General features: G+C 47.2%; 27 protein-coding genes. 6 read left to right on the forward strand and 21 right to left on the reverse strand.

Features of this window, described 5'->3' with window-relative positions; all coding sequences use genetic code 11:
- Positions 1-18: 18 nt before the first annotated feature.
- Genes CBI30_RS08690 through CBI30_RS08750 form a run of 13 tightly spaced genes read right to left on the reverse strand, consistent with a single transcriptional unit; the run spans position 19 to position 11,417 of the window.
- The gene (locus CBI30_RS08690; RefSeq protein ID WP_240553550.1) at positions 19-720 is read right to left on the reverse strand and encodes an SOUL family heme-binding protein; all 702 of its coding nucleotides are present in this window, start codon (positions 718-720) and stop codon (positions 19-21) included.
- A complete protein-coding gene (locus CBI30_RS08695; protein WP_088527915.1) occupies positions 683-1,627 on the reverse strand; it encodes an LD-carboxypeptidase in 945 nt (314 codons plus the stop codon). The genes CBI30_RS08690 and CBI30_RS08695 overlap by 38 nt, the downstream gene beginning before the upstream one ends.
- Positions 1,624-2,079: a tRNA adenosine(34) deaminase TadA gene (tadA, locus tag CBI30_RS08700; RefSeq protein ID WP_088527916.1), complete on the reverse strand. Its 456-nt coding sequence runs from the start codon at positions 2,077-2,079 to the stop codon at positions 1,624-1,626. The genes CBI30_RS08695 and tadA overlap by 4 nt, the downstream gene beginning before the upstream one ends.
- An 8-nt stretch (positions 2,080-2,087) precedes the next feature.
- The gene (gene queD / locus CBI30_RS08705) at positions 2,088-2,552 is read right to left on the reverse strand and encodes a 6-carboxytetrahydropterin synthase QueD (RefSeq protein ID WP_088527917.1); all 465 of its coding nucleotides are present in this window, start codon (positions 2,550-2,552) and stop codon (positions 2,088-2,090) included.
- Between the two features lie 40 nt (positions 2,553-2,592).
- Complete coding sequence (queE, locus tag CBI30_RS08710; RefSeq protein ID WP_088527918.1) at positions 2,593-3,246, reverse strand: 7-carboxy-7-deazaguanine synthase; 654 nt, start codon at positions 3,244-3,246, stop codon at positions 2,593-2,595.
- A 28-nt stretch (positions 3,247-3,274) separates the two neighbouring features.
- Positions 3,275-4,003: a hypothetical protein gene (locus CBI30_RS08715; RefSeq protein WP_088527919.1), complete on the reverse strand. Its 729-nt coding sequence runs from the start codon at positions 4,001-4,003 to the stop codon at positions 3,275-3,277.
- Positions 3,979-4,677 carry a hypothetical protein gene (locus CBI30_RS08720; protein WP_088527920.1) on the reverse strand — a complete coding sequence of 233 codons (699 nt, stop codon included), beginning with the start codon at positions 4,675-4,677 and terminating at the stop codon, positions 3,979-3,981. Before CBI30_RS08720 ends, CBI30_RS08715 begins: the two co-directional genes overlap by 25 nt.
- Before the next feature lie 46 nt (positions 4,678-4,723).
- On the reverse strand, positions 4,724-6,619 hold the full coding sequence (locus tag CBI30_RS08725; protein WP_088527921.1) for a B12-binding domain-containing radical SAM protein: 1,896 nt from the start codon (positions 6,617-6,619) through the stop codon (positions 4,724-4,726).
- A complete protein-coding gene (locus CBI30_RS08730) occupies positions 6,616-7,440 on the reverse strand; it encodes a ferritin-like domain-containing protein (RefSeq protein WP_088527922.1) in 825 nt (274 codons plus the stop codon). Before CBI30_RS08730 ends, CBI30_RS08725 begins: the two co-directional genes overlap by 4 nt.
- A gap of 43 nt (positions 7,441-7,483) precedes the next feature.
- Positions 7,484-9,091, reverse strand: a complete 1,608-nt coding sequence (gene guaA / locus CBI30_RS08735; RefSeq protein WP_088527923.1) for a glutamine-hydrolyzing GMP synthase — start codon at positions 9,089-9,091, stop codon at positions 7,484-7,486.
- A 49-nt stretch (positions 9,092-9,140) separates the two neighbouring features.
- A complete protein-coding gene (gene guaB / locus CBI30_RS08740) occupies positions 9,141-10,607 on the reverse strand; it encodes an IMP dehydrogenase (RefSeq protein ID WP_088527924.1) in 1,467 nt (488 codons plus the stop codon).
- A 26-nt stretch (positions 10,608-10,633) separates the two neighbouring features.
- Positions 10,634-10,978, reverse strand: coding sequence for an RnfH family protein (locus CBI30_RS08745; protein WP_088527973.1), 345 nt, complete (start codon positions 10,976-10,978; stop codon positions 10,634-10,636).
- A 4-nt stretch (positions 10,979-10,982) separates the two neighbouring features.
- Positions 10,983-11,417, reverse strand: coding sequence for a type II toxin-antitoxin system RatA family toxin (locus tag CBI30_RS08750; protein ID WP_088527925.1), 435 nt, complete (start codon positions 11,415-11,417; stop codon positions 10,983-10,985).
- 26 nt (positions 11,418-11,443) lie between these two features.
- On the opposite strand from CBI30_RS08750, the gene smpB reads away from it, so the two are divergent.
- The 5 genes from smpB to CBI30_RS08775 all read left to right on the forward strand — a co-directional run bounded on the left by smpB (position 11,444) and on the right by CBI30_RS08775 (position 16,204).
- Positions 11,444-11,896: an SsrA-binding protein SmpB gene (gene smpB / locus CBI30_RS08755; protein WP_046330447.1), complete on the forward strand. Its 453-nt coding sequence runs from the start codon at positions 11,444-11,446 to the stop codon at positions 11,894-11,896.
- Positions 11,897-12,047: 151 nt separating this feature from the next.
- The gene (locus CBI30_RS08760) at positions 12,048-13,460 is read left to right on the forward strand and encodes a circularly permuted type 2 ATP-grasp protein (protein WP_088527926.1); all 1,413 of its coding nucleotides are present in this window, start codon (positions 12,048-12,050) and stop codon (positions 13,458-13,460) included.
- A gap of 14 nt (positions 13,461-13,474) precedes the next feature.
- Positions 13,475-14,455 carry an alpha-E domain-containing protein gene (locus tag CBI30_RS08765; protein WP_088527927.1) on the forward strand — a complete coding sequence of 327 codons (981 nt, stop codon included), beginning with the start codon at positions 13,475-13,477 and terminating at the stop codon, positions 14,453-14,455.
- A gap of 8 nt (positions 14,456-14,463) precedes the next feature.
- On the forward strand, positions 14,464-15,261 hold the full coding sequence (locus CBI30_RS08770; RefSeq protein ID WP_088527928.1) for a transglutaminase family protein: 798 nt from the start codon (positions 14,464-14,466) through the stop codon (positions 15,259-15,261).
- Between the two features lie 61 nt (positions 15,262-15,322).
- Positions 15,323-16,204: a proteasome-type protease gene (locus CBI30_RS08775; protein WP_088527929.1), complete on the forward strand. Its 882-nt coding sequence runs from the start codon at positions 15,323-15,325 to the stop codon at positions 16,202-16,204.
- A gap of 94 nt (positions 16,205-16,298) precedes the next feature.
- Here the strand turns inward: CBI30_RS08775 and ppsA are convergent, their stop codons facing one another.
- Positions 16,299-18,701 carry a phosphoenolpyruvate synthase gene (ppsA, locus tag CBI30_RS08780; RefSeq protein ID WP_088527930.1) on the reverse strand — a complete coding sequence of 801 codons (2,403 nt, stop codon included), beginning with the start codon at positions 18,699-18,701 and terminating at the stop codon, positions 16,299-16,301.
- A gap of 105 nt (positions 18,702-18,806) precedes the next feature.
- On the opposite strand from ppsA, the gene ppsR reads away from it, so the two are divergent.
- Entirely contained in the window at positions 18,807-19,634 is an 828-nt protein-coding gene (gene ppsR, locus CBI30_RS08785) for a posphoenolpyruvate synthetase regulatory kinase/phosphorylase PpsR (protein ID WP_088527931.1), read from the forward strand.
- A gap of 24 nt (positions 19,635-19,658) precedes the next feature.
- Here the strand turns inward: ppsR and CBI30_RS08790 are convergent, their stop codons facing one another.
- The 7 genes from CBI30_RS08790 to CBI30_RS08820 are packed head-to-tail and all read right to left on the reverse strand — an operon-like array spanning position 19,659 to position 25,179.
- Positions 19,659-20,483, reverse strand: coding sequence for a TrmH family RNA methyltransferase (locus tag CBI30_RS08790; protein ID WP_088527932.1), 825 nt, complete (start codon positions 20,481-20,483; stop codon positions 19,659-19,661).
- A gap of 8 nt (positions 20,484-20,491) precedes the next feature.
- Positions 20,492-21,085 carry a ribonuclease HII gene (rnhB, locus tag CBI30_RS08795; protein WP_088527933.1) on the reverse strand — a complete coding sequence of 198 codons (594 nt, stop codon included), beginning with the start codon at positions 21,083-21,085 and terminating at the stop codon, positions 20,492-20,494.
- Positions 21,082-22,284, reverse strand: coding sequence for a lipid-A-disaccharide synthase (gene lpxB, locus CBI30_RS08800; protein WP_088527934.1), 1,203 nt, complete (start codon positions 22,282-22,284; stop codon positions 21,082-21,084). Before lpxB ends, rnhB begins: the two co-directional genes overlap by 4 nt.
- 9 nt (positions 22,285-22,293) lie before the next feature.
- Positions 22,294-23,091, reverse strand: a complete 798-nt coding sequence (gene lpxA / locus CBI30_RS08805) for an acyl-ACP--UDP-N-acetylglucosamine O-acyltransferase (protein ID WP_088527935.1) — start codon at positions 23,089-23,091, stop codon at positions 22,294-22,296.
- On the reverse strand, positions 23,091-23,540 hold the full coding sequence (gene fabZ, locus CBI30_RS08810; protein ID WP_088527936.1) for a 3-hydroxyacyl-ACP dehydratase FabZ: 450 nt from the start codon (positions 23,538-23,540) through the stop codon (positions 23,091-23,093). Before fabZ ends, lpxA begins: the two co-directional genes overlap by 1 nt.
- Positions 23,541-23,590: 50 nt before the next feature.
- Positions 23,591-24,646 (reverse strand): UDP-3-O-(3-hydroxymyristoyl)glucosamine N-acyltransferase, encoded by a 1,056-nt coding sequence (gene lpxD, locus CBI30_RS08815; protein WP_088527937.1) that lies wholly within the window; start codon positions 24,644-24,646, stop codon positions 23,591-23,593.
- 5 nt (positions 24,647-24,651) lie between these two features.
- Positions 24,652-25,179 (reverse strand): OmpH/Skp family outer membrane protein, encoded by a 528-nt coding sequence (locus CBI30_RS08820; protein ID WP_088527938.1) that lies wholly within the window; start codon positions 25,177-25,179, stop codon positions 24,652-24,654.
- Positions 25,180-25,196: the final 17 nt, after the last annotated feature.

Raw genomic sequence — 25,196 nt, forward strand, 5'->3', positions numbered from 1 at the left:
ACTTAAGAATTAAGACGTCTATTCCAGCACCTGAATCATGACCTCATTACGCCGCATGAAGGGTAGGGTCCAGGGCGGGTTGTAGCGTGCAAACTGAGGCTCACCAATCGACTTCATATTCCTGGCTTTGATCCAGTCTTGGAGCGCCTGAGTTTTTTCTTGCACTTTATCCTCATTGTAAAAACCAGAAAAAGTAATTACCGCACGCCTTTCTGATGGCACCTCCCTGATCTTCACCTGAGAATCCAATGGCTTAGGCAAGGTATTTAGCGTGTACTCTGCTGGCATTACAAACGATACCGTCCATTGATTTTGATTGCTCTTGTCCTGTGACTTCGGGCCCTCAATGGTTACTGGAGCAGTCATTGCAATCTTTGCGCTCTTGCTTTGATCGCCTGACTCAATTCCGACCGGAGCAGTCATGGCAATTTTTTCGCTCACCTGATTTTTTCCAAAGATGTAAGCGGCAATGAGGCGAAAGCCCTGGTTAGAGGCTGCATCTAGATCACCATCTACCTTTACTTCAGCAACGATACGCGGTGCATAAGCACGCAATTCAAAGGGTTCAGATTTTTCTAAGAGAACGTACTTGGGCTCTTCTGTTGCCATTGCAGCGCTCGCAATCAATATGCTGATTAAAAATACAAATACTCGCAAGGGGGAGTCCTTAATAATTAAGTTATTACCACTGAGAGTGGATAGTAAAACCTTCCGCATCATATTGAATGTGCGCTTGCGCACCTACCGGTAGAGTGAGTTTTTCAACTTGATGTCCAAACGGTAGGCCTGTTAATACTGGAATATTCTCGGGGAGACGCTTGCTAATAGCCTCGATAGCACTTTCCAAGGCATATCCACGATCATTCTCGTAAAGACGATATGCCGAGAATCCACCCAAAAGAATGGCGCCTTGATTACTCAAGATGCCCGCATCCAACAATTGCATCAACATGCGTTCGATGCGGTAGGGATGTTCATTCACATCCTCGATAAACAGAATGCCGCCTTGGGTTTGCTGACTATTAGGAAAATACGGGGTGCCAACTAGACCTGACAGCACTGTCAGATTTCCGCCCCAAAGTATTCCTGAACATTGACCAGTAGATAATTTTCTTAAATACGGCTGTGGCGCACTGATGGTGCAATCTAATTTTCGCTCCTTGATTGCTTCTTGAAAGTGATCCCACATAAATGCATTCGGAGTAACGCCTTTACCCTGCTCGCCCTGACATGCAAAGTCAAAATTGAGCATGGGTCCAGCCAGGGTAATCGCACCAGTCTTTGCCAATATTCCCAACTGAAAGGCTGTGAAATCACTGTGACCACAAATTTGCAGTCCATTCTGAATCGCCTTGGCAATAGCATCCCACTCAATATTTGGAAGCAGGCGATGCAAGCCGTAACCACCTCGCATTGCTACAACAGCAATCTCAGGAAGTAAATTGGCGAGTTGATTGATTTCTGTTAAACGATCTGCATCCGAGCCTGCGAATCGCTGCTCGACCCGCTTGACACAATCGGTATTTAAAACTTCAAGACCCTGCTGCTTAAGCCACTCAATACCAGCTAATGGACTAAGAGGATCTAAGCTAGCCCCAGAAGGAGCAATCAAATGAATTTGCTTCAACGCCGCTCCTTAAAAAAATCACGCAGTACCTGGCTGCATTCATCGCCCATGATGCCACCCTCAACCTGAGTCTGGTGGTTAATCTGCTTTTCAGAGAATACATTGAGCACGCTTCCTGCTGCACCGGTTTTAGGGTCAGTAGCGCCAAATACAACGCGCTCTACCCGAGCATGCAACATTGCTCCAGCACACATGGTACAAGGCTCTAGAGTGACATAAAGGGTGGTGCCCGGTAGGCGGTAATTGGATTCATCTTGCGCAGCCGCCCTGATTGCCATCATCTCGGCATGAGCACTAGGATCGCTATTCATAATGGGTTTATTGAAGCCAGTGGAGATGACCTTACCCTCTCTAACTAGCACGGCACCCACAGGCACTTCACCAGCAATTGCAGCGAGCTTTGCTTGAACTAAAGCTTGCTGCATAAATTGACGATCAAGCTCAGCTTGCATAGTGTTTCTTATGAATGAGAAACGTCAGCCCAGCAATTGGGGGTTTCATAAAGTCGAATAGATGAAAGCTTGAGTCGACCCTCAAACGCTTTTTCAAATACGGGTTGTAGCAAGTTAAATGCGGCGCTGGCTAAGTTCTCAACTGTAGGAACATGCTCCATCACCACCGTCTTGTGATCGGGAATAGTATTTAGATACTCAACTAATCCCGCATCTTCCTTAGCCACTAAGAATGCATGATCCCAAGGCTCCACCACATATTGATTAGTGAGGCGCTTGATATCTCCAAAGTCCAAGACCATGCCATCATCGGCTTTGCCAGGATGGTCAGCAATCACGCCGGTCAAGGTAACCTCAATCGCATAACGATGACCATGCAAATGCCGACACTGTCCATCATGATTCGGAATGCGGTGTCCTGAGTCAAACTCGAGTCGACGGGTAATGGAAATGGCTTCTTGCTTGGTGGTCATTTTACTTTTCTGAGTACTTAAAAATTACTTGATGCAGCTGCTATCGAATACCGATCATTTTATGGGTCTGAACACTCAAACGCCACAACGGTCTTTTTTGACATAGGCGCACTGCCAATGCCATATTTTCCTGAAGATTGGGGCCATCCATGGCCTGCAAAAATCGATTACGGTAATCCATCTTCTCAAATCGGGCCAACAGGGTTTCTATAGGGCTGTGGCCTATTTGCGGAATCACTACTTTAATTTCATCAGCTTGCAGCACCAGCAGATCCGAACCTGCTTTAGGGCTAATGCATACCCAATCCACTCCCTTAGGAACTTTGATCGTGCCATTAGTCTCAATCGCAACGGTAAAGCCTTTGGCATGCAATGCATCAATTAAGGCGGTGTCGAGTTGAAGCAGTGGTTCACCACCAGTAAAAACAACATATCGCTGCTGTGGCCCAGCTGAAGTGCTATTCCAGACCTCTTCAATAGTGTCAGCAAGCAAAACAGCAGTTTCAAATTTGCCGCCACCAGCACCATTACTTCCAACAAAGTCAGTATCACAAAATTGACAAACTGCGGTAGACCGGTCTTCTTCGCGACCGCTCCACAAATTACAGCCAGCAAAACGACAAAAGACAGCTGCGCGACCTGTGTGGGCGCCCTCACCCTGAAGGGTCGGAAAGAGTTCTTTTACGGTATACATAGCTAAGTATTGATTTTAAGCTCTTTACTTACTTCCAAGACACAAGCTCCCACTCTAGGTAATCCTCCCATAAGGCCTCTCGCCAATACATACCACCCAAGATGTAGCGCCCATACCCCCTGCGGATAGTCCAGCGGCCAATTTCCGGGGAAAGCCACACATCCTCCTGACGATAGCTGGCAACCCTGAAGACGTCATTGCTCTCAAAATACGGTGCTTCATTCTGATACTTGAGAGTCGCAAACTCACCAGCCGGAACAGAAACCCCCTCCCATTGGAGTGCCGTCACATTTAAACCCCAGTAATAACTACTATCGGGGTAGCCAAGAACTTGGTAGCGTGTCCGGTAAAAGCTAGACCATCCTGGAACCAGTTGCTCGGGCCACAATGGTAAAGCCTGCTGAAATTTTTGAGCGGGCATCCAATGAGGATCCTGAAGGATGTAACCCCAAGGTTCTTGAATTTCGTCAGGGAGTGGCCCTGCTTTGAGTCCACTACGCTGAATCCGAATCTGGGGCCCAACAAAAACCACTTTCTCGGTGACAATATCCACCAACTCTTGGTTAAAGACATTGCGAACGTTGTAGACCCACTGCTGACCGACTTGTGGCACCCTCACCTTAGGAGGATTTACTGGCTGCGGCAATGGAATTGAGTTTGGGTAAGGCTGCGCAGAAATACAGGCTGCCAGCAATGCCGGCGACAACAATACAAGAAGTCTGCGAACTGCGTTTACTTGTAAGAGCTGAGTTGCCATTGATAACTGCCTTCTAGAATTACGGGCCCCAGTTGACCTTGAATTTGATATGAACCAGATGCCTCACGCGCAACCCAGCGACCAATCTGCGGCGCGAACCAAACCGTTTCTTTTCGAATGCAATCCACTTTGTTAGGATCATCACTTTCATAATTAATGAGCGTCTGAAAACGTAATGCCACAAATTCTCCGGCGGGAACGGTAATTTTTTCCCAGCCTTGTACGCTCATATATTCCTGCCAATTCATTCGTGACTCAGAGTAACCCGCAATGCTGTACTTGGTATTGAACTGCTTTGCCCAAGTGGTGGAAAGTTGCTCTGGCCAGAGCGGTAAAGATGGGTTGAAATTGAGTAAACGTGACCACTGGGTATCCGTAGCAACCATACCCCACGCAGTCTGAATCTCGCTGGGCAATCTAGCGCCATCAGTTGTCATTCGGTCAATCACAATAGTTGAGCCAATACTTGCAACACGCTCATTAATCACACCCAGAGTTTTGCCGTCAAAGACATCTTTCTTTATATAGGTCCACTCTTGCCCCACTTGAGGGGGGCGTACTACAGGCAGCGGTTTTGGTTGAGCAACCGGAATACCGTGCTCATAAGAAAGACTCCCACAGGCAACAGGGGCTAAAGCAGCCGATGCGATGAAGGTGCGACGAGATAAATTCATATTGCCACCCAGGGTAATTAAATTCAGTAAATAGGTAACGCCAAGTTTATAGAAGCCTTAAGAATTTGGCTATTTTATTTCGGGCAACCGTCGTCTTTGGAATGTCAGATATCTCAAACCAAGTATCGACATCTTGCTCAAAGCCAACTCCGTGCATAAAGTTATAAATAGCCTTCTTCAAACCTACCCCAAGAAGATCATGATCCACCCCACTCGGGTCTATAAACGCCACATCGTTCTTGGCAAAACTAATCTCCGGCAATGGCACTAATGAAATACCATAGGCCTGCGGATCTTGGCCGACCGGTGAATGTACAGTACAAGTAAAACGATGAAAGAAGCCACTCTGAATGCAGCCGGCTTCGAAAAACTGGCGGACATATTCCAAGGCATCAACCGTCTCTTGGACGGTTTGTGTTGGGAAACCGTACATCAGATAAGCATGCACCAAGATTCCCGCATCAGAGAAGCCTTTGGTCACTTGAGCTACCTGCTCTACAGACACCCCTTTTTTCATGAGATCTAGTAGCCTGTCCGAGGCCACCTCTAAGCCACCCGACATGGCTATGCAGCCGCTTTGCGCTAACAACTCGGATAACTCTGGGGTGAAAGTCTTTTCAAAACGAATATTGCCCCACCAAGAAATAATTACCTTGCGACGTATCAACTCCTGGGCAAGGGCTTTCAAGACCTTGGGTGGTGCAGCCTCATCCACAAAATGAAATCCAGTCTGGCCGGTCTCTGCAACAATCGTTTCGATACGATCAACCAATAGGCTAGCTGAAGCGGTTTCATACCGTGAGATGTAATCCAGACTAACGTCACAGAAACTACATTTTTTCCAATAACAACCGTGGGCAACAGTGAGCTTGTTCCAGCGACCATCACTCCAGAGGCGATGCATGGGGTTCAACATATCCAGCAAAGACAAGTATGAATTAAGTGGAAGGCCATCCCAGGTGGCAGTACCTACGTCCTCAAATGGAACATCAGGTTCTTGCCAATTAATATAGCGGACTTCATTGTTAGTATTGCGGATAAATACACGCACTAATCTTTCAGCTGAGCGCTTTCCATTCAAATGCTCGATGAGCGCAAGCAAGGGTCGCTCCCCAGAGTCTAGTGTGATGTAGTCCACAAAATCAAAGATACGTAGATCTGTGAGCTCACGCAATTCGGTATTGACATATCCACCGCCCAAACCAATCTTGATTTGTGGGTAAGATGATTTAATAGTTTGCGCAATTCTCAGGGCGGCATACATAGCACCAGGGAATGGTACAGATAACAACACCAATGTTGGTTGATGTTTCTCAATTGAAGACTTTGTTAGAGCCTGTAAATGCAAATCCATCAATGTGGGGCTTGCTGCTAAGGCATCTGCCAAAGGCGTAAAGGTAGGCTGACTGCCTGCCAGCGATTCCGCATAGCGGACAAACTCGAAACGCTCGTCTACTGCATCACGGAGCACATCGGATAGATCATTGAGATAGAGAGTTGCTAAATGACGTGCCCTATCCTGAGAACCGAGTGCACCGAATGCCCACGCCAATGAATCCCCACCCTCTTCTTCATCGTAAACATCTAAAGATGCAAAACGAGGACCTTCTGGCAACAAGGTACGGCTGTTGATGCGATGGGCCAGAGTGCTATCGCGCCCCTGCAAAAATGCTATCGCCAATGCGATGGTATTTTGGTAATCAGAAAAATAATCAAGGAAGAAGTTGACGCTAGCACTGCGCTTTTCTTCGGGCAGCATTAGAGCTGCCTCTTTAATCTCTGCTAAGCCTTCCGGAGTAAAGAATCCAAGTACTAAGGCCAAAGCTAAGTCTTCTTGAACTGCATCAACGCCTTGTGAACGTAAAAACCCCGTGAGATAAGCCGTTGATGGATACGGCGTATTGAGTTGCGTCATCGGCGGAATTAAACTCAGAATCTTCATGCTATCTGTGGCCGTTTCTCGCTGAGCGATTCGAGCAAGCTCAATTCTTCAGAAGTAAATCCCGCTTGCTTGCGAGCTTCGAAATTAAAGGGGCCCCTCAATGTAGGCGCATGATATTTTCTGGCCAACTCTCTATACGCAGTGATCGGAGATAAATTTTCACCAGCACACAAGAAATTAAACCAACGATTACCAATCAGCACATGGCCAATTTCATCATTAAGAATAATCTCTAGAATTTCCACAGCTTTGGCATCTTTGATTTGCTTAAAGCGATCCCGAATCCCCGGAACTGCATCAAGACCCCTTGCCTCCATTGTTCTGGGGACCAAGGCCATCCTGGCAATGACTGAATCTGTAGTTCTCTCAACCATTTCCCACAAACTATTGTGCGCTGGAAAGTCACCATAGCTAAATCCAAAGGACTGCATATGCTGATTGACCAAGCTGAAATGGTATGCCTCTTCTTTGGCAACCTTTAACCAATCCTCATAGTATTCCTTAGGCATATCCGGAAAACGCCAGATTGCATCCAAGGCTAGATTCATGGCATTAAATTCAATATGCGCAAGTGAGTGCCAGAGAATGGATCTACCTTCAACGGTATCCATTCTTCTTTTGGGGACCCACTTCGGCGCCACTAAATCTGGCTTAGAAGGTCGCCCAGGAAGACTGAAACATTGACTATCAAAGCTAGTCGAAATATTTAAAGCAACGTGTTGATCTTGATACTCATCAAACAGACTGAGCAGCTCGCTAACTTTAGATTGCACATCGGTATTTGCCAGTATTGCGAGGGCAGTTTCTCGTAACTCAAGCATGGAGATGGGGGATAGGAAATGGGAAGCGGCAGACTAAAGCTACCTATTCCCACTCAATGGTTGCCGGAGGTTTTCCGCTGATATCGTATACAACGCGATTGATACCACGCACTTCATTAATGATTCGATTAGACACTTTACCAAGCAATTCATGTGGCAAATGGGCCCAATGCGCCGTCATAAAGTCTTGCGTTTGAACCGCCCTCAAGGCCACAACGTATTCATAGGTTCTACCGTCACCCATCACACCAACAGCCTTCACTGGCAAGAACACAGCAAAGGCTTGACTAGTCAGGTCATACCAAGATTTCTGACTGACTTCATCAATCGTATTGCGTAACTCTTCTATAAAGATCGCATCAGCACGCTGCAATAAGCTTGCAAACTCCTCCTTGACCTCACCTAAGATACGAACACCAAGGCCGGGTCCTGGGAATGGGTGGCGATATACCATCTCACGCGGTAACCCTAAGGCAACACCAAGCTCACGCACTTCATCTTTAAATAATTCACGCAATGGCTCAAGTAGTTTGAGATGCATATCTTCAGGCAAGCCACCAACGTTATGGTGACTCTTAATCATATGCGCACCTTTTTTACCCTTACCAGCAGATTCAATCACGTCTGGATAAATAGTGCCTTGAGCAAGCCACTTCGCATTTTCAATCTTGCCGGACTCGCTTTGGAAAATCTCAACGAATTCTTTACCAATAATTTTGCGCTTGGCTTCGGGATCGGCGACGCCTGCAAGCTCAGACATAAACTTCTCTTTTGCATCCACACGAATCACTTTAACGCCGAGATTGCGTGCAAACATTTCCATGACCATATCGCCTTCGTTTAAACGAAGTAAGCCGTGGTCTACAAATACACAGGTGAGCTGATCACCAATCGCGCGATGAATTAATGCCGCAGCGACACTAGAGTCCACACCGCCTGATAAACCGAGGATGACCTCTTCATCACCTACTTGCTTGCGAATGCTTTCAACGGCTTCGCTAATGTAGTCGCCCATCACCCAGTCTGGTTTGCAGCCGCAGATCTCGTGCACAAAGCGGCTTAATACTGCTTCGCCTTGCAAGGTATGTGTTACTTCAGGGTGGAACTGGAATGCATAAAAATGGCGCTCTTCATCAGCCATGCCAGCAATTGGGCAAGACTCTGTTGAAGCCATGAGTTTGAAAGCTGGCGGTAGAGTAGTTACTGAATCGCCATGACTCATCCAGACCTTTAGAATGCCATGGCCTTCACTAGTGGAGAAGTCTTGAATACCTTTGAGTAGGCTGGTGTGGCCATGAGCACGTACTTCGGAATAACCAAACTCACGGGCTTTACCTAAAGACTCAGCAGAAGCAACCGCACCACCGAGTTGGGTAGCCATGGTTTGCATGCCGTAGCAAATACCGAGTACGGGAACACCGAGTTCAAAAACGATTTGCGGCGCACGAGGACTTCCCTCTTCCGTAACCGAGCTTGGTCCACCGGAAAGAATAATTCCCTTGCCACCCTGCTCTTGTATAAATTTGCGGATGAATTCTGGATCGCAATCGTAAGGATGGATTTCAGAATAGACACGTGCATCACGCACGCGCCGGGCAATCAGTTGGGTAACCTGTGAACCAAAGTCGAGAATCAGTATTTTGTCGTGCACGAAAGAACCAGTCTTAAATTCAGCCTTAATTTCAGCTTTTGTTTACTTATTAATCAATATGGTAATTCGGCGCTTCCTTAGTGATCTTCACATCATGAACATGCGACTCGCGCACACCCGCTGAAGTGATTTCCACAAAATTCGCTTTCTCATGAAGCTCATCAATCGTCTTACAGCCTAGATAACCCATTGATGAACGAATACCACCAGTCAGTTGATGCAAGATGGCGAGCACGCTACCTTTGTAAGGAACCTGACCCTCAATACCTTCAGGAACCAGCTTGTCAGCATTCGCTGCGCTGATATCACTCTGGAAATAACGATCTGCGGAACCATCGGCCATCGCGCCCAAAGATCCCATGCCACGATAGCTCTTGTAAGAGCGACCTTGATATAAAAATACTTCGCCCGGAGCTTCTTCAGTACCAGCAAATAGACCGCCCATCATGACAGAGCTTGCACCAGCAGCTAAGGCTTTGGCAACATCGCCAGAGTAACGCACACCACCATCAGCAATTAAAGGAATACCAGTCCCTTTAAGTGCAGCAGCTACATTCACAATTGCACTAATCTGTGGAACGCCAACACCAGCAACAATTCGGGTTGTACAAATAGAGCCTGGGCCAATACCCACCTTAACGCCATCCGCTCCATGATCAGCCAATGCTCTAGCAGCATCACCAGTAGCAATATTTCCGCCAATTACTTGGATTTGAGGATAGTTTTTCTTAATCCACTTCACGCGATCCAATACGCCCTGGCTATGGCCGTGAGCGGTATCAACCACGATGACATCAACGCCTGCGCGAACCAAGAGCTCAATACGCTCATCGTTGTCAGGGCCTACGCCAACCGCAGCACCAACACGCAACTTGCCTTCGATATCTTTGCAAGCATTCGGATGCTCAGTGGCTTTCAAAATATCTTTAACGGTAATGAGGCCGCGCAACTCAAACTTATCATTTACCACCAGAACACGTTCCAAGCGATGTTGACTCATTAAGCGCTTCGCTTCTTCTAAAGAGCAGCCCTCTTTAACCGTAATTAAACGCTCACGTGGGGTCATTTTGGTTTTTGCTGGCGCATCCAAGTCTTCTTCGAAACGCAAGTCACGGTTTGTGATGATGCCCACGACTTCTTTGCCAATGAGCACCGGAAATCCAGAGAAACCGTGCTCACGAGAAAGTTGAATAACTTGGCGTAGCGTGACATCCGGTCCAATCGTGATGGGATCACGCAGGACACCAGACTCGTAACGCTTAACCTTGGCAACTTCTCTAGCCTGCTCTGCAGGTTTGAGATTTTTATGAATAATGCCAATGCCGCCTTCGCTGGCCATGGCAATTGCCAGGCGACCCTCGGTAACGGTGTCCATAGCTGCAGACACCAATGGCGTATTGAGTGAAATATCTCGAGTTAATTTACTTGCCAAGCTGGCATCTCGAGGGAGTACCGAAGAATAAGCCGGTACGAGGAGCACATCGTCAAAAGTGAGTGCTTTTTGAATGAGTCGCATGCAAAACCCCTAGTCACAAAAGACGATTATAGCCTCCTAGCCTTTCTTTTAGCTGCGGCCGCCTGGAATTTGGCATCCTGGTTCTGATTGGCCTTCTTTCGACGCACAGCCTTGGGGTCCACCAGGAGTGGCGAGTACAGCTCTAGACGGTCGCCCTCGTAGATTGGGCTATCCCAGTCTTTGCGCTTGCCAAAGACGCCAAAACAGCCTTTTCTATCTAGGACTGGATCATCAGAAGCTGTTGCGATTCCAGTCTTTTGAAGAACTAAACCCACCGTAGGGCGCTCATGTGGAGCTAATTCTAATGTGAAGGGGCTTAGTTTTGGATCGCCTTGCCTAGCATCACATATCAGGAGATTCAATGTGGTCATGGACTTACCGCCCATAGAGATCTTCAGCTCGCCTCACAAAGCAATCTACAAAAGTACCGGCAATGTGGCCAAAAACTGGACCAATGAGCTTATCTAGAATGACGCTTTTGAACTCCCAATGAAGCTTAAATTCGACCTTACACGCATCTTCCTTGAGGGGGACAAAGTTCCACTGCCCTGAAAAATGCTTAAAGGGCCCATCCACAAAGACCATATCAATGGTTTCAGGGCGATGATTGATGTTTCGGGTATGAAAGTGCTGATTAATACCCTTAAAGTGAATATTGATTTTGGCATCCAAAACAGTCTCAGTTTGCTCAAAAATTTCCACTCCGCCACACCAGGGTAGGAACTCTGGGTAGCGGGCAACATCAGTTACTAAGCCATACATGCGGTCGGCTGATTGGCCAATTAAAACGGTCTTGTAGACGTCTGCCATAATCGATCTTGAGAAGCTAAATAAATATGAGTATCGTCGATAACAAAAAAGCCTTCTTCGATTATTTTATCGAGGAACGGTTCGAGGCAGGGCTGGTGCTGGAAGGCTGGGAAGTAAAAGCCATCCGCGCCGGTCGAGTGCACGTCAAAGAAGCGTATGTCGTCATCCGTCAGGCGGAGCTATTCCTGATCGGCTGCCATATCACCCCCCTACTTTCAGCCTCTACCCATATCGTTCCTGACAGCACCCGTACTCGCAAACTCCTACTCAACGCGATTGAGATTAAAAAACTCATTGGCAAAGTTGAGCAAAAGGGCTACACCCTGGTTCCACTAAATTTGCATTTTTCTAAGGGGAATGTGAAATGTGAGATTGGTCTGGCTCGGGGTAAGAAACAGCACGACAAGCGCGCAGCAACCAAAGAGCGTGAGTGGGAAGTCCAAAAAGGTCGAATTGCCCGGGGCGACCTAAACGCCTAATTGGGAAAAACAATCGGTGTACGCTGGGATCAAGGGCGAATAGCCCTATAGCAGTAAAAGCCGAGGATTTTTGCACCAATTAAGTGCATTAAGGCACCAAGCTGCCTCATCTCTAGATTTCTCAGCCAATCAAAGGCATTAGTTTGTAACTATGAAATTGCCTTTTGACGAAATGCTCGACGCCAGCGGAAAAGCGCGCCCCCATTACCAAGTTTTTCATAACTGGCTTAAGCAACAGAGTGACACCCTCATGGGCCTCAAGCGCGCAGAAGCTGACCTTATCTTCCGACGAGTCGGAATTACCTTTGCCGTCAATGGAGATGATCTAGGATCCGAGAGAACGATCCCCTTCGATCAAGTACCCCGTATTTTTACTGCAAAAGAATGGGAGCAACTCGAGGCTGGCTTACGTCAACGGGTGAAAGCACTCAACCGCTTTATTTACGACGTGTATCACGATGAAGAAATCATCAAAGCAGGAATCATCCCTGCTGAACAAATCTATAACAATGCGCAGTATCGACCCGAGATGCGCAATGTCAATGTACCGCGCGATATTTATGCGCAGATCGCTGGCATTGATATTGTGCGCGCTGGAGAGGGCGAGTTCTACGTCTTAGAAGATAACTTGCGCGTTCCATCAGGCGTCTCTTATATGGTGGAAGACCGCAAGATGATGATGCGCCTCTTCCCGGACCTGTTTCAAAAGTATCGCGTTGCTCCTGTTGAGCACTACCCCGATTTTCTACTAGAGTGTCTGAAGTCAGTAAAACCAGATGATGTCAAAAAGCCCAATGTGGTCGTGTTGACTCCGGGCATGTATAACTCTGCGTATTTTGAACATAGCTACCTAGCCCAACAAATGGGCGTGGAATTGGTGGAGGGTAAAGATTTATTCGTGAAAAACGAGCAAGTGTTTATGCGCACCACTCAAGGGCCTGAACGCGTTGATGTTATTTATCGCCGCGTAGATGATGACTTCCTAGACCCTCTCGCATTCCGCTCCGACTCCACCTTAGGTGTTGCTGGACTACTCTCCGCGCATCGCGCCGGTAATGTCACCTTGGCCAATGCTATTGGTACCGGCATTGCTGATGACAAGTCAATCTACCCTTATGTTCCAGACATGATTGAATTTTATCTAGGAGAAAAACCAATTCTCAACAATGTACCCACCTTCCAATGTCGCAAGCCAGATGATCTTGCTTACACCTTAGTAAATTTAGATAAGTTAGTTGTGAAATTAACGCATGGTGCCGGCGGTTACGGTATGTTAGTTGGCCCTGCATCAACTAAAGCAGAGATTGAAGAATTTAGAGGGCATCTCATTGCCAATCCAGAAAAATATATTGCCCAGCCAACACTCGCGCTTTCTACCTGCCCAACATTTGTTGAATCCGGTGTAGCCCCACGTCATATTGATTTACGTCCCTTTGTCTTATCAGGTAAGACGATCAAGATGGTTCCAGGCGGTCTCACCCGCGTTGCCCTCAAAGAAGGCTCTTTGGTTGTGAACTCCTCTCAAGGTGGTGGCACTAAAGACACCTGGGTGCTAGAAGAATAAAGGGATAAGTAAATATGCTGAGCCGTACCGCTGATTGCCTTTACTGGATGGCTCGCTATACAGAGCGAGCAGAAAACACCGCACGTATGTTGGATGTCAATCACCAGACATCTCTCCTTCCACAGCCCGCAGGCTTTTTAGAGCAAAGCTGGAAGAAGCTACTTACTATCTCAAAGCTGGAAGAGTCATTCTTGGAAAAGTATGATGTGGTGACACGCGAGAATGTTCTCGATTTCATGATCTACGAGACCAGCAATCCCTCCAGCATCGTCTCTTGCCTGTTTGCTGCCCGTGAAAATGCTCGGGTCATTCGCGGAAGAATTACCTCCGAGGCATGGGAAACCCAAAATACCACCTGGTTGGAGTTGCAGCACATTCTTGAAGCCCGCACACAATCAGACCCCAGCAGACTACTCGAATGGGTCAAGCACCGCTGCCACCTATTCAGAGGCGTGATGTATGGCACCATGCTCAAGAATGAAGCCTTCTACTTTATGAATGTGGGAACACTTTTAGAGCGCGCAGATAACACTGCCCGTATTTTAGAAGCCAAGTATGAGGACCCGGCCGCACTTAAAGTATTGCGTACAGATAAAAAAAATGAAGTCGATGGATCTGATGGCGACTTTTTTGACTTTTACCACTGGGCCGCCCTACTGCGTTCAGTCTCCGCCTTTGAAATCTATCGTCAGATCTATTCCGATCAAGTGACACCAAAGCAGGTGGCACAACTCTTGATTTTTAATAAACAAATGCCGCGCTCTCTAGTATGTTGCGTTAATGAGCTGATTCCATTAATTTCAGAGGTCAAGAATCAGCAATCAAAAGAAATTGAGCGGCTCCTTGGCAAGCTCAAAGCGAGCCTAGATTATTCCGATATTGATGAAGTCTTTTCACAAGGCCTAGAAGAATTTATCGAAGAATTCTTAGAACGTATTAATCACATTGCTGATGAATTCAGTAATGCCTACCTTATTCCATTAGCAGTAGCCTAAAAGTCACCATGCACCTGAAGATTCGTCACCGCACAGAATACCGCTATGAAACACCGGTACGCTACTCCATTCAGGAGTTACGCCTCACGCCATCTGATGTTGCAGGTCAAAAAATTGACAAATGGAAGGTGAGTACACCGATCAAAGCAAGCAGCTCCCAAGACACTTTTGGAAATCTGTGTAGCGTTTTTGTCCAAGAGGCCTCCTATACCTCCATGATGATTGAAGCTGAAGGTGAAGTGCATACACAAGATGCATTTGAGTTTATTGATGCGCCCAAGGCAGTATCGCCTTACTACCTCCTTCAACAAACTAATTTGACAGAGCCCACGGCAGAAATGCTCGAGTTCTTCTCTGCCACCCTGCCAAAGAAAAATTCAATTGATGAGGTGATGGGGCTGGCTGCAGCAGTGCAAAACTCAATTTTGTACTTCCCTGGGCAAACCAATTTCGCCACAACAGCAGCCCAATCTTTTGCCATGAAATCTGGTGTTTGCCAAGATCACGCGCACATCATGCTGGGCCTGTGTCGCGCATCTGGCATCCCAGCGCGATATGTCAGCGGATATTTCTTTGCTGAAAACTCACCAAACCTAGCAAGTCATGCCTGGATTGATTTCTGCGCAGATATTGATAAAGGACTCTGGACTAGCATCGATATTACTAACGCCTGCTTTACTGATGCGCGCCATGTTCGCCTGGCCATTGGCAGAGACTATTACTCAGCCGCCCCCGTTAAAGGCGTCCGCTCAGGTGGCGGTGGCGAGGAATTAAGTGCCAGTATCTCCATTACCCTGCTGAACTAAACCTATCCTAATACAAGTCAATTAAGAGATAATTCCAAGAAATAATTAAAGGGGTTGCAGGATGACGTATTGCGTTGGGCTTTGCCTAAAAGATGGTTTAGTATTTTTATCGGATACTCGCACTAATGCGGGTGTTGATCAAATTGGCACCTTTAGAAAGATGTCTTTATTTCAAAAAGATAAAGATCGTCTCTTTACCTTGATGAGTGCCGGCAATCTCGCCATTACTCAGGCTGTAAAAGAAATTTTGCTACAAGGGCAATTGCTCAACGGCAAGAATTTGTGGAATGTAGAGAATACGCATGATGCGGCCGTAGTGGTTGGCGATGCTATCAAGCAGGTCTACGAGAGAGATCACAAAGCATTAGAGAAGGCTGGTATCGATTTCAATTGCAATCTCATTTTTGGTGGTCAAGTAAAGGGTGAGCGTCCAAGACTTTTTAATATCTACTCAGCCGGTAACTTTATTGAGGCCACGCCTGAAACTTGTTACTTCCAGATTGGTGAATCTAAATACGGCAAGCCAATCTTAGACAGGGTGATTAGTTTTGATACCCCACTAAATTTAGCGACGAAATGTGCCCTGATTTCAATGGACTCCACTTTAAACAGCAACATCTCTGTGGGACTGCCATTGGATCTACTGGTCTATGAAAAGAATTCTTTGCAAGCAAGCAAGTTCGTCACCATGGATGAATCTAACCCCTACTTTCAAATGATTCATGAGCTCTGGGGTGAGAAATTACGTGCTGCATTCAACTCCATTGCAGAACCAAGCTGGTCTGGGGCTGCGCCATCCAAATCGATTGCCACACCTGCTAAGAAAATGGGTGCCATACCTATTCATCGTGCTGGTAAGGCAGTTAAGAAGGTAGCGAGCCCCACCAAGACTGCAAGCAGGGTCATCCCAAAGAAAACAATGACTAGAAAAGCTAAGGGCTAATTTAGCTGACCGCTATAAAGCAAAAGGCCTAGATCGCGATGATCTAGGCCTTTTTTACATCTAATTGACTTGGCTTATATTCAGCCGGAATACATTACGCTTCTTTCTTACCCAGCATTTCCCAAGTAGCTATCACGCTATCTGGATTGAGAGAAATAGAAGTAATTCCCTTGGCAACCAACCAACGCGCAAAGTCTGGATGATCTGAAGGGCCTTGGCCACAAATACCAACGTATTTATTTTGCTTGAGACATGCCTCAATTGAACGCGCAATCATGAACACAACCGCAGGGTCGCGCTCATCAAAGTCAATTGCCAGCAATTCCATACCGGAGTCACGATCCAAGCCCAAGGTAAGCTGAGTCATATCGTTCGAACCAATCGAGAACCCATCGAAATGCTCGAGGAATTGATCAGCCAAAATCGCATTTGATGGAATCTCGCACATCATGATGAGACGCAAGCCATTTTCACCACGCTTGAGCCCCAAGTTCGCCATCATGTCGATCACCCGCTCAGCCTGCTTAATGGTGCGCACAAACGGCACCATGATCTCCACGTTGTCGAGACCCATGTCTTCTCGAACGCGCTTCATTGCAGCGCACTCTAGGGCAAAAGCTTCGCCGAAATCTGCGGACACATAACGAGATGCACCACGGAAACCCAGCATTGGATTCTCTTCATCTGGTTCATAGCGTGAACCACCGATGAGTTTCTTATATTCGTTTGACTTAAAGTCAGACAAACGCACGATGACTGGTTTTGGATAGAACGCAGCAGCAATCGTAGCAACACCCTCAACCAATTTATCTTCATAAAACTGGCGTGGGCTCGCATAGCCACGAGCAACGCTCTCTACTGCACGCTTGAGATCAGGATCGATGTTTGGATATTCCAGAACAGCACGTGGGTGTACTCCAATGTAGTTATTAATAATGAACTCAAGGCGGGCCAAGCCAACACCGGCATTCGGGATTTGGCAGAAATCAAATGCTAACTGGGGATTGCCGATATTCATGGTGATCTTCACTGGAATCTCTGGCAATACACCACGAGAAACTTCAGTGACCTCAGTCTCAATCAAACCATCGTAGATATGACCTTCATCACCCTCTGCACAAGAAACCGTCACCATCATGCCGTCTTGCAGATGCTCAGTGGCATCGCCACAACCTACTACGGCAGGTACGCCCAACTCACGCGCAATAATTGCTGCGTGGCAGGTACGACCACCACGGTTAGTAACGATTGCAGAAGCGCGTTTCATCACAGGCTCCCAATTTGGATCAGTCATGTCAGCAACCAATACATCTCCTGGCTGAACACGATCCATCTCGCTTGGATCACGAATCACGCGAACTGGACCTGCGCCAATCTTTTGACCAATCGCACGACCTTTAGTCAATACTTTGGAGCTACCTTTGAGTTTGTAGCGCAGCTCTACTTGACCAGCAGCCTGACTCTTCACCGTCTCTGGGCGAGCTTGCAAAATATAGATACGGCCATCTTGACCATCTTTACCCCACTCGATGTCCATTGGACGACCATAGTGCTTTTCAATAATCACCGCGTATTTTGCTAATTCAGTAATGTCCGCATCTTCCAATGAAAAACGATTGCGTTTTTCTGGAACCACATCCACAGTCACCACCTTCTCGGCAGAGCCTGCTGGAGCGAATTGCATCTGAATCAATTTGGAACCCAAGGAGCGGCGAATAATCGCTTTCTTATCAAGCGCTAATGTAGTTTTGAAGACATAGAACTCGTCAGGGTTGACAGCGCCCTGTACTACTGTCTCACCTAAACCATAGCTTGAAGTAATAAATACGACATCTTCGAAGCCAGACTCAGTATCCAAAGTAAACATCACGCCAGCAGCGCCTAGGTCTGAACGCACCATCCGTTGAATACCAGCAGACAAAGCTACTTCAGCGTGCGCAAAACCCTTGTGAACGCGATAGGAAATAGCGCGATCGTTATAAAGGGAAGCAAATACTTCACGAATTTTCTCTAGAACATGATCAATACCTTCAACATTCAAGAATGTTTCTTGCTGTCCAGCAAATGAAGCATCAGGCAAATCCTCTGCAGTTGCAGAAGAGCGAACTGCGAAAGAGCCGTTGCCAGATTCATCTAATTTCTTAAACGCCGTACGAATTTCTTCATCGAGACGTGCCTGTAGCGGTGCAGTCTCAATCCAGCCGCGAATTTCTTTGCCGGCTTCTGCCAATGCACGAACATCATCAATATTGAGATTTTCTAAACGCTTCTGAATACGCTCAGTCAAATTGTTGTGCTCTAAGAAATCACGAAATGCCAATGAGGTTGTCGCAAATCCGGTGGGTACACGCACTCCCGTGGAAGACAACTGAGAAATCATTTCACCTAATGAAGCATTTTTACCGCCCACTGACTCTACGTCAGTCATGCGGAGTTGCTCAAAAGGCAAAACATAGGCATTTGCTACATCGCTACTTTGTTGCTGTTGGTTGGACATAAAATACTCTCTAAAGATAAGGAAACTGGTCGAGCGGCCGGATAAAATACGGCATACTTCATTAACTACACATTGTAGTGCTGACCACGACTTTTAGGCCACCTCATGAGCACCCAAACGCGTATTGTTTTTATTGTTTCTGACGGCACTGGAATTACCGCCGAGAACTTCAGCCAGTCGATTTTGGCGCAATTTGAGGCCACTTTTAAGCACATTCGCGTCCCTTTTGTTGATAGCCCTGAAAAAGCTCATGATGCCGTTTCTAGCATCAATCAGGCCGCCTCCAAATATGGAGTTCAACCTATCGTATTCACCACTTTAGTGAATCCCGAGCTGAATAAGATTGTTGGCAAGGCCAATGGCCTGATTTTGGATATGTTCCAGACTTTCGTGGCGCCTTTAGAGCAGGCCCTAGGGCTTAAATCCACCCATGCGATGAACCGCCTCCATCACAATGCAGATACTGAGGCCTATAAGAGCCGCATTGAAGCCATTAATTATTCGTTGGCACACGATGATGGCCAATCGAACCGAAACCTAGCGGAAGCGGATGTAATTCTCGTGGGGATATCGCGGGTAGGCAAAACGCCAACTAGCCTCTACTTGGCAATGCAATATGGCATGAAAGCCGCCAACTACCCCCTCATTCCAGAAGACTTTGAACGTGGTCAATTACCCAAAGACCTCACACCCTATCGCAGCAAGATTTTCGGCCTGATGATCGATGCCGAGCGCCTGTCAGAAATCCGTAATGAACGTCGCCCCGGCAGCAACTACGCCAAACTAGAGAATTGTCGCTACGAAATTAATGAAGCGACAGCGATGATGAAGAAAGAATCGATTCCTTGGGTGGTGACTACCAGTAAATCCATTGAAGAGATCGCGACTACCGTGTTGCAATCCATCAAGTCGGATAAAACTATTTTAGGTTAATGAAGCCGCCCTATATTGAGGGATCTAGCTACGTCGAACTCGAACCGTCTCAAATAGACAGATAGCTGCGGCAGCAGAAACATTCAAAGACTCTACTCGCGGATCAATAGGTATCGAAACTCCTTTTGCCTGTGCCATAAGGTCATCAGAGATGCCCTGACCTTCGCTCCCCATCACCCACGCCACGGGATGCATTAGCTCTTTACGCATATTAAAGATATCTAGCTCACCACCTGCAGTAGCCGCCAATAAAGGGGCTGTAACTGCACTTAAGACTTGCTGATATGACCATCCCTCATAGAGGTCAAGCAAGCGATGTGCGCCCATACCGGCACGCAATACTTTGCTCGACCACAGATGGGCACAGCCAGATAATGCGATCACCTGAGTAAAACCAGTTGCAGCAGCAGTTCGCAAGATAGATCCAAGATTGCCTGCATCTTGTATGCGATCCAGAATAATCACATCACCAGGTAGCGTGGCAATAGATTGTTGTGGTGCCAACGCAGATTGAGGTAAATCCAAAAGTCCAGCAATGTGCGGAGCGTTTACTAAATCACTAAGTAAGCCCCATAAACCTTTATCCAACTGATATACGCGAGTCTCAGGGCAAATTTCAACATGGTCATATACGGCCTGAGCAATCTCGGGATTTTGCAAGCCCACCTCAGAAGTAATTAAGAACCTCAGAGCGGGATTACCTACCCAGGCTTGTACCAAATGAATTCCTTCAAGCAAAGTCTGACCTGAAATAAATCTCGCCTTTTGCCCTTTAGGGCCAACGGCCTGCAAATGTCTAATCTCTTTAAATAAAGGATTTTCTTTCGAGCTAATAAATTCAATTTTCATAACTTAGATTATCGACTATGAAGCGCCAAAACATGACGAACAGGAGAAAAGCTGCGACGATGTTGATCGCAGGCGCCAAACTCCTTTAAGGCAGCGAAATGGGCTTCGGTTGGATATCCCATGTGCTGGGCAAAACCATACTGTGGATGTAATTCATGAAGAGCCCTCATTTGACGGTCGCGCGTTACTTTAGCCAAGATTGATGCGGCGGATATTGCCGGCTCCTTGGTATCACCCTTGATGATGGCCTCTGCCGCAATGGGGAGCTCAGGACAGCGATTGCCATCGATTAAAGCCTTATCAGGCCAGCCACCCAAACGCGTAGTGAGATCTTCAATCGCTCGGCGCATAGCCAGCATGGTTGCTTGCAAAATATTGATTTCATCGATCTCAACGGGACTGGCTTCACCAATACCCCAGGCTTTAGCCTTGAGTTGAATTTGCTCAAATAAAAACTCTCGTCTTGCGGGGGATAATTTTTTGGAATCTTTTAATCCAGTGATGGGGTTCTCGGGATCAAGGACAACCGCACCAGCAACAACTGCTCCAGCCAATGGGCCACGCCCCGCTTCATCAACACCGCAAACCCAAATCACGCTCACGCATTAACCCGATTTTTACCAGCAACAATAGTTTGCGCCACAGCTTGGGCAACTAGTAATCCGGTCGGGCGACGTAAGGTCTCATGCATCTGCGCAAAACGGGATTTAAGCTGGTTTACTTTATCCGGATTATTCAACCAGTCCAATAGTGCATCCGCCAACTTGCTCGGAGTGGCATCGTCCTGCAGGAGTTCTGGAACAACAAACTCTCCGCATAAAATATTAGGGAGGCCTACATAAGGTAAATATCCTTGGCGCTTCATAATCTGGGCAGTAAGCCAGGGCACCTTATACGAAATCACCATTGGCTTTTTCCAGAGCGCCGCTTGTAAGGTGGCTGTGCCACTGGCAATCAACACGACATTGGCAGCCTCAAGTACGGCATCCGCCTCGCCATCAATCAAATAAATGTGAAGGTCTGGATTTTTCTCTAAAGTGCTTTTGAGTAAAGCTTCAAGCGGTGTACGCAAGCGTGGTGTTGCCACTGGAATCACAAAGTGCAGTGACTGTCCTTGCATGCGCTTAGTAAGCTCTGCCATCGCTTCAAAAAAGATAGGGGCAATCAGCTCGATCTCCGAAACACGGCTACCTGGTAATACTGAAACCAAAATTCCATTTAATGCATCGGTAGGCAGGTTTAAGATTTTTTCGATTCGTTGTTTGGCAGATGCCGGTTTTGGCTCTAGCGGAATCTCGCTTGCTAGAGGATGCCCAACATAGGTTGCGGGAATTCCAGCACGCTCGTAAATCTCGGTTTCAAATGGGAAGATGCAGAGCATTCTTTCGACAGCTTGTTTAATCTTGTGAATACGCCCTGCCCTCCAGGCCCAAATGGATGGGGAGACAAAATGCAAAGTGGGTATGCCGGCCTTACGCAAGGCTAGCTCAACCCCTAAATTGAAATCTGGTGCATCAACACCTAGGTAGACATCAGGACGATCTTCGCCCAAGAGATTATGAATGAGTTCTTTACGCAATCTCAGAATCGCTGGAAGCTGTTTGATTGCCTCGACATATCCCCGGACACTTAATGTTTCCATGGGCCAATCTGAACGCAGGCCCTCTGCCTGCATGCGTGGACCGCCAATGCCGTACACCTCGAGCCCCGAGGTATCGGGGATTTGCTTTAAGGCACTCAGCACTGGTGCAGCCAGCAAATCACCCGAAGGCTCTCCGGCAACACAAGCGAGTTTAGGCATAGAGCTGCTCTATCGAATAATGCCGCGCGTAGATGCGGCAATAAAGTCGTAGAACTCAGTCAACTTCTCTGCGGTAGCAGCATCAGATGCACTAGCAGTAGCCATCTTCTGAATCTCTACCTTAGCCTCTTCAAAACTCAGACCGTCTTTGTAAAGCACCTTGTATGCCTGACGCAATGCAGAAATGGTCTCACTTGAAAAGCCGCGACGCTTCAGACCTTCCACATTGATACCATGTGGAGATGCTTTATCCCCTGCCGCAATCACAAACGGTGGAATGTCTTGCACCAAAGCAGAAGCACCACCAAGCATAGCGTGCTGGCCAACTCGCACAAATTGATGCACGCCAGACATCCCCCCCATAATTGCCCAGTCATCTACTCGAACATGACCAGCAATCTGCGCATTACTTGCAAAAATAGTGTTGCTTCCAATTTGGCAATCATGCGCAATATGTACATAAGCCATAATCCAGTTGTCATTACCAATTCGGGTAATGCCCTCGTCTTGCGAAGTCCCTGTATGAATGGTCGTGAACTCTCGAATCGTGTTGCGATCGCCAATAATCAGTTGGGTCGGCTCGCCGCGGTATTTCATATCTTGCGGAGCGCCACCGATGGCTGCAAAGTGGGCAAAAATATTCTCTTTGCCGATCGTGGTGTAACCCTCAATCACGGTATGGGAAGCTATCTTGCTGCCAGCGCCGATTTTGACATTGGGCCCAATAACAGAATAGGGGCCGATCTCAACATCACTAGCGATTTCAGCTTTACTATCAACTATAGCGGATGCATGAATCCGAGTCATTACGCGCCTTTCGTACGAACAGCACAAGTGATATTGGCTTCAGCAGCAAGCTCTCCATCAACCGTCGCTTGCACCCGGAACTTATAGATACCCGCACGCTCACGTTCTAACTTAGCCGTCATGATGAGTTGATCGCCTGGCAATACTGGCTTTTTAAAGCGGGCGCCATCAATGCCAGCAAAGTAGTAAACAGCGTCTTCTGCGCGCTCTTCTGAGAACGTCAATAAAGCAGCGGTTTGGGCCAGCGCCTCAATAATCAAGACACCGGGCATGACTGGAAAATCTGGGAAGTGGCCCTGAAAGAATGGCTCATTTATCGTGACGTTTTTGAGCGCAGTGATGCTCTGACGTGGCTCAAGCTCCAATACGCGATCAACCAATAAAAATGGATAGCGATGCGGCAATAATTTCAAAATCTTATTAATGTCGATGGCGATGGGTTTGGTCATGTGTTTACCTGCTAAATAAAGTTTCTAGATTTTTTAATATGATGACGAGCTTATTTAGACTTGTCCAATAATCGTAAGCGTTGGCGTATTTTATCGAGACCTCGCAGAATAGCTGCATTTTTCTCCCAAGCACTATGCAGCATTGAGGGATAAACACCGGTGTAATGCTGGCCCGGCTCGGTAATGGAACGAATAATCGAGGTATTACCAGACACCGTAGTTCTATCCGCAATAGTGAGGTGCCCAGCAAAATTGGCTGCACCCCCAATGATGCAGAAATTACCAATCCTGGTGCTTCCCGAAATAGCGGCACAACCAGCAATAACGCAACAATTACCAACCGTCACGTTATGGGCAATTTGCACTTGATTATCAATCTTTGTCCCAGAACCAATGACGGTATCACTCATTGCTCCACGGTCAATGGTGGTTGAAGCCCCAATCTCCACATCGCTGCCAATCACTACGGCCCCAGCTTGCGGGATCTTGACCCACTCAACACCAGTAGCGGATAAATCAGGAGCAAAACCAAAGCCATCCGCCCCAATCACTGCGCCGCTATGAATAATGCAACGCTCACCAATCTGGGTTTCGGAATAAATGGATACGTTGGGATAAATCAGGGCATCACTAGCAATGGTGGAATTTCTTGCAACAGAGGTATTACCTAGCAAGACAACACGCTCACCCAATATCACGCTAGGGCCGATATGTACAAATGGGCCAATATGGCATGAAGCAGGAATACTGACAGAAGGATCAATTGCCGCACTGGGATGTACGCCAGGAGCATAAATAGGTGCAGATGCCTTTGCAAAGTGCTGCGCCATTCTGGCAAAACTTGCGTAGGGATTTTTAGAGACAAAGTAAACGCGTTGCGCAGAATGAGCGCCAGGATTTGCCTGAAGAAAATCGAGATCTGCCTTGCTAACAATCAGACCGCCAGCAGCGCTATCGCTAGCTTGCTGGCGATACAGCGGATTAGATAAAAAGGAGATTTGAGTAGATTGGGCTCGCTCGAGAGGAGCGAGGCCCCCAAGCGCGAGGGAGCCATCCCCCACCAAGCTTACTTGAAACTGTTCGGCCAGCTCGATGGCGGTGGGCATAAAACTTACTTGAGACTGTTCAAAGCCTTGATGACATCATCAGTAACATCAACCTTTGGATTGGCATAGGCTGGGTCTTGAATAATGACATCAATTTTTCTTTGGTCCGCAATTTGCTTGAGGGCTTGATTCGCTTTTTCAGCAATCTTGGCACGCTCTTCAAAGTTTCTCTGATTGAGATCTTCCGTGTACTCACGTTGCTTGCGCTGGAGTTCGCGGTCTTGGTCTGCCAACTCACGTTGACGACGTACGCGATCTGCCTCTGGCATTACCGCTGAGTCACGATCTAATTTTTCAGCAGCAGACTTAATTTTTTGAGCGCTTTCACGAATTTCATTCTGACGCTTCATGAACTCGTTCTGCAACTTAGTCTGACTTGCTTTAGCCATATTGGATTCGTTGAATACTTTTTCAACGTTAACGGCAGCAACTCGAGTCCCAGCATCTTGAGCAAATGCAGGTGGCAATGTAATAGCAGATGCAATGGCAATTAAGCCAAATTGAATCCATTTAGAAGATTGACGAAGCTTCATAAAACTTTCCTTAAGCA

It is taken from the genome of Polynucleobacter aenigmaticus (genome assembly GCF_002206635.1).
Taxonomy (GTDB): domain Bacteria; phylum Pseudomonadota; class Gammaproteobacteria; order Burkholderiales; family Burkholderiaceae; genus Polynucleobacter; species Polynucleobacter aenigmaticus.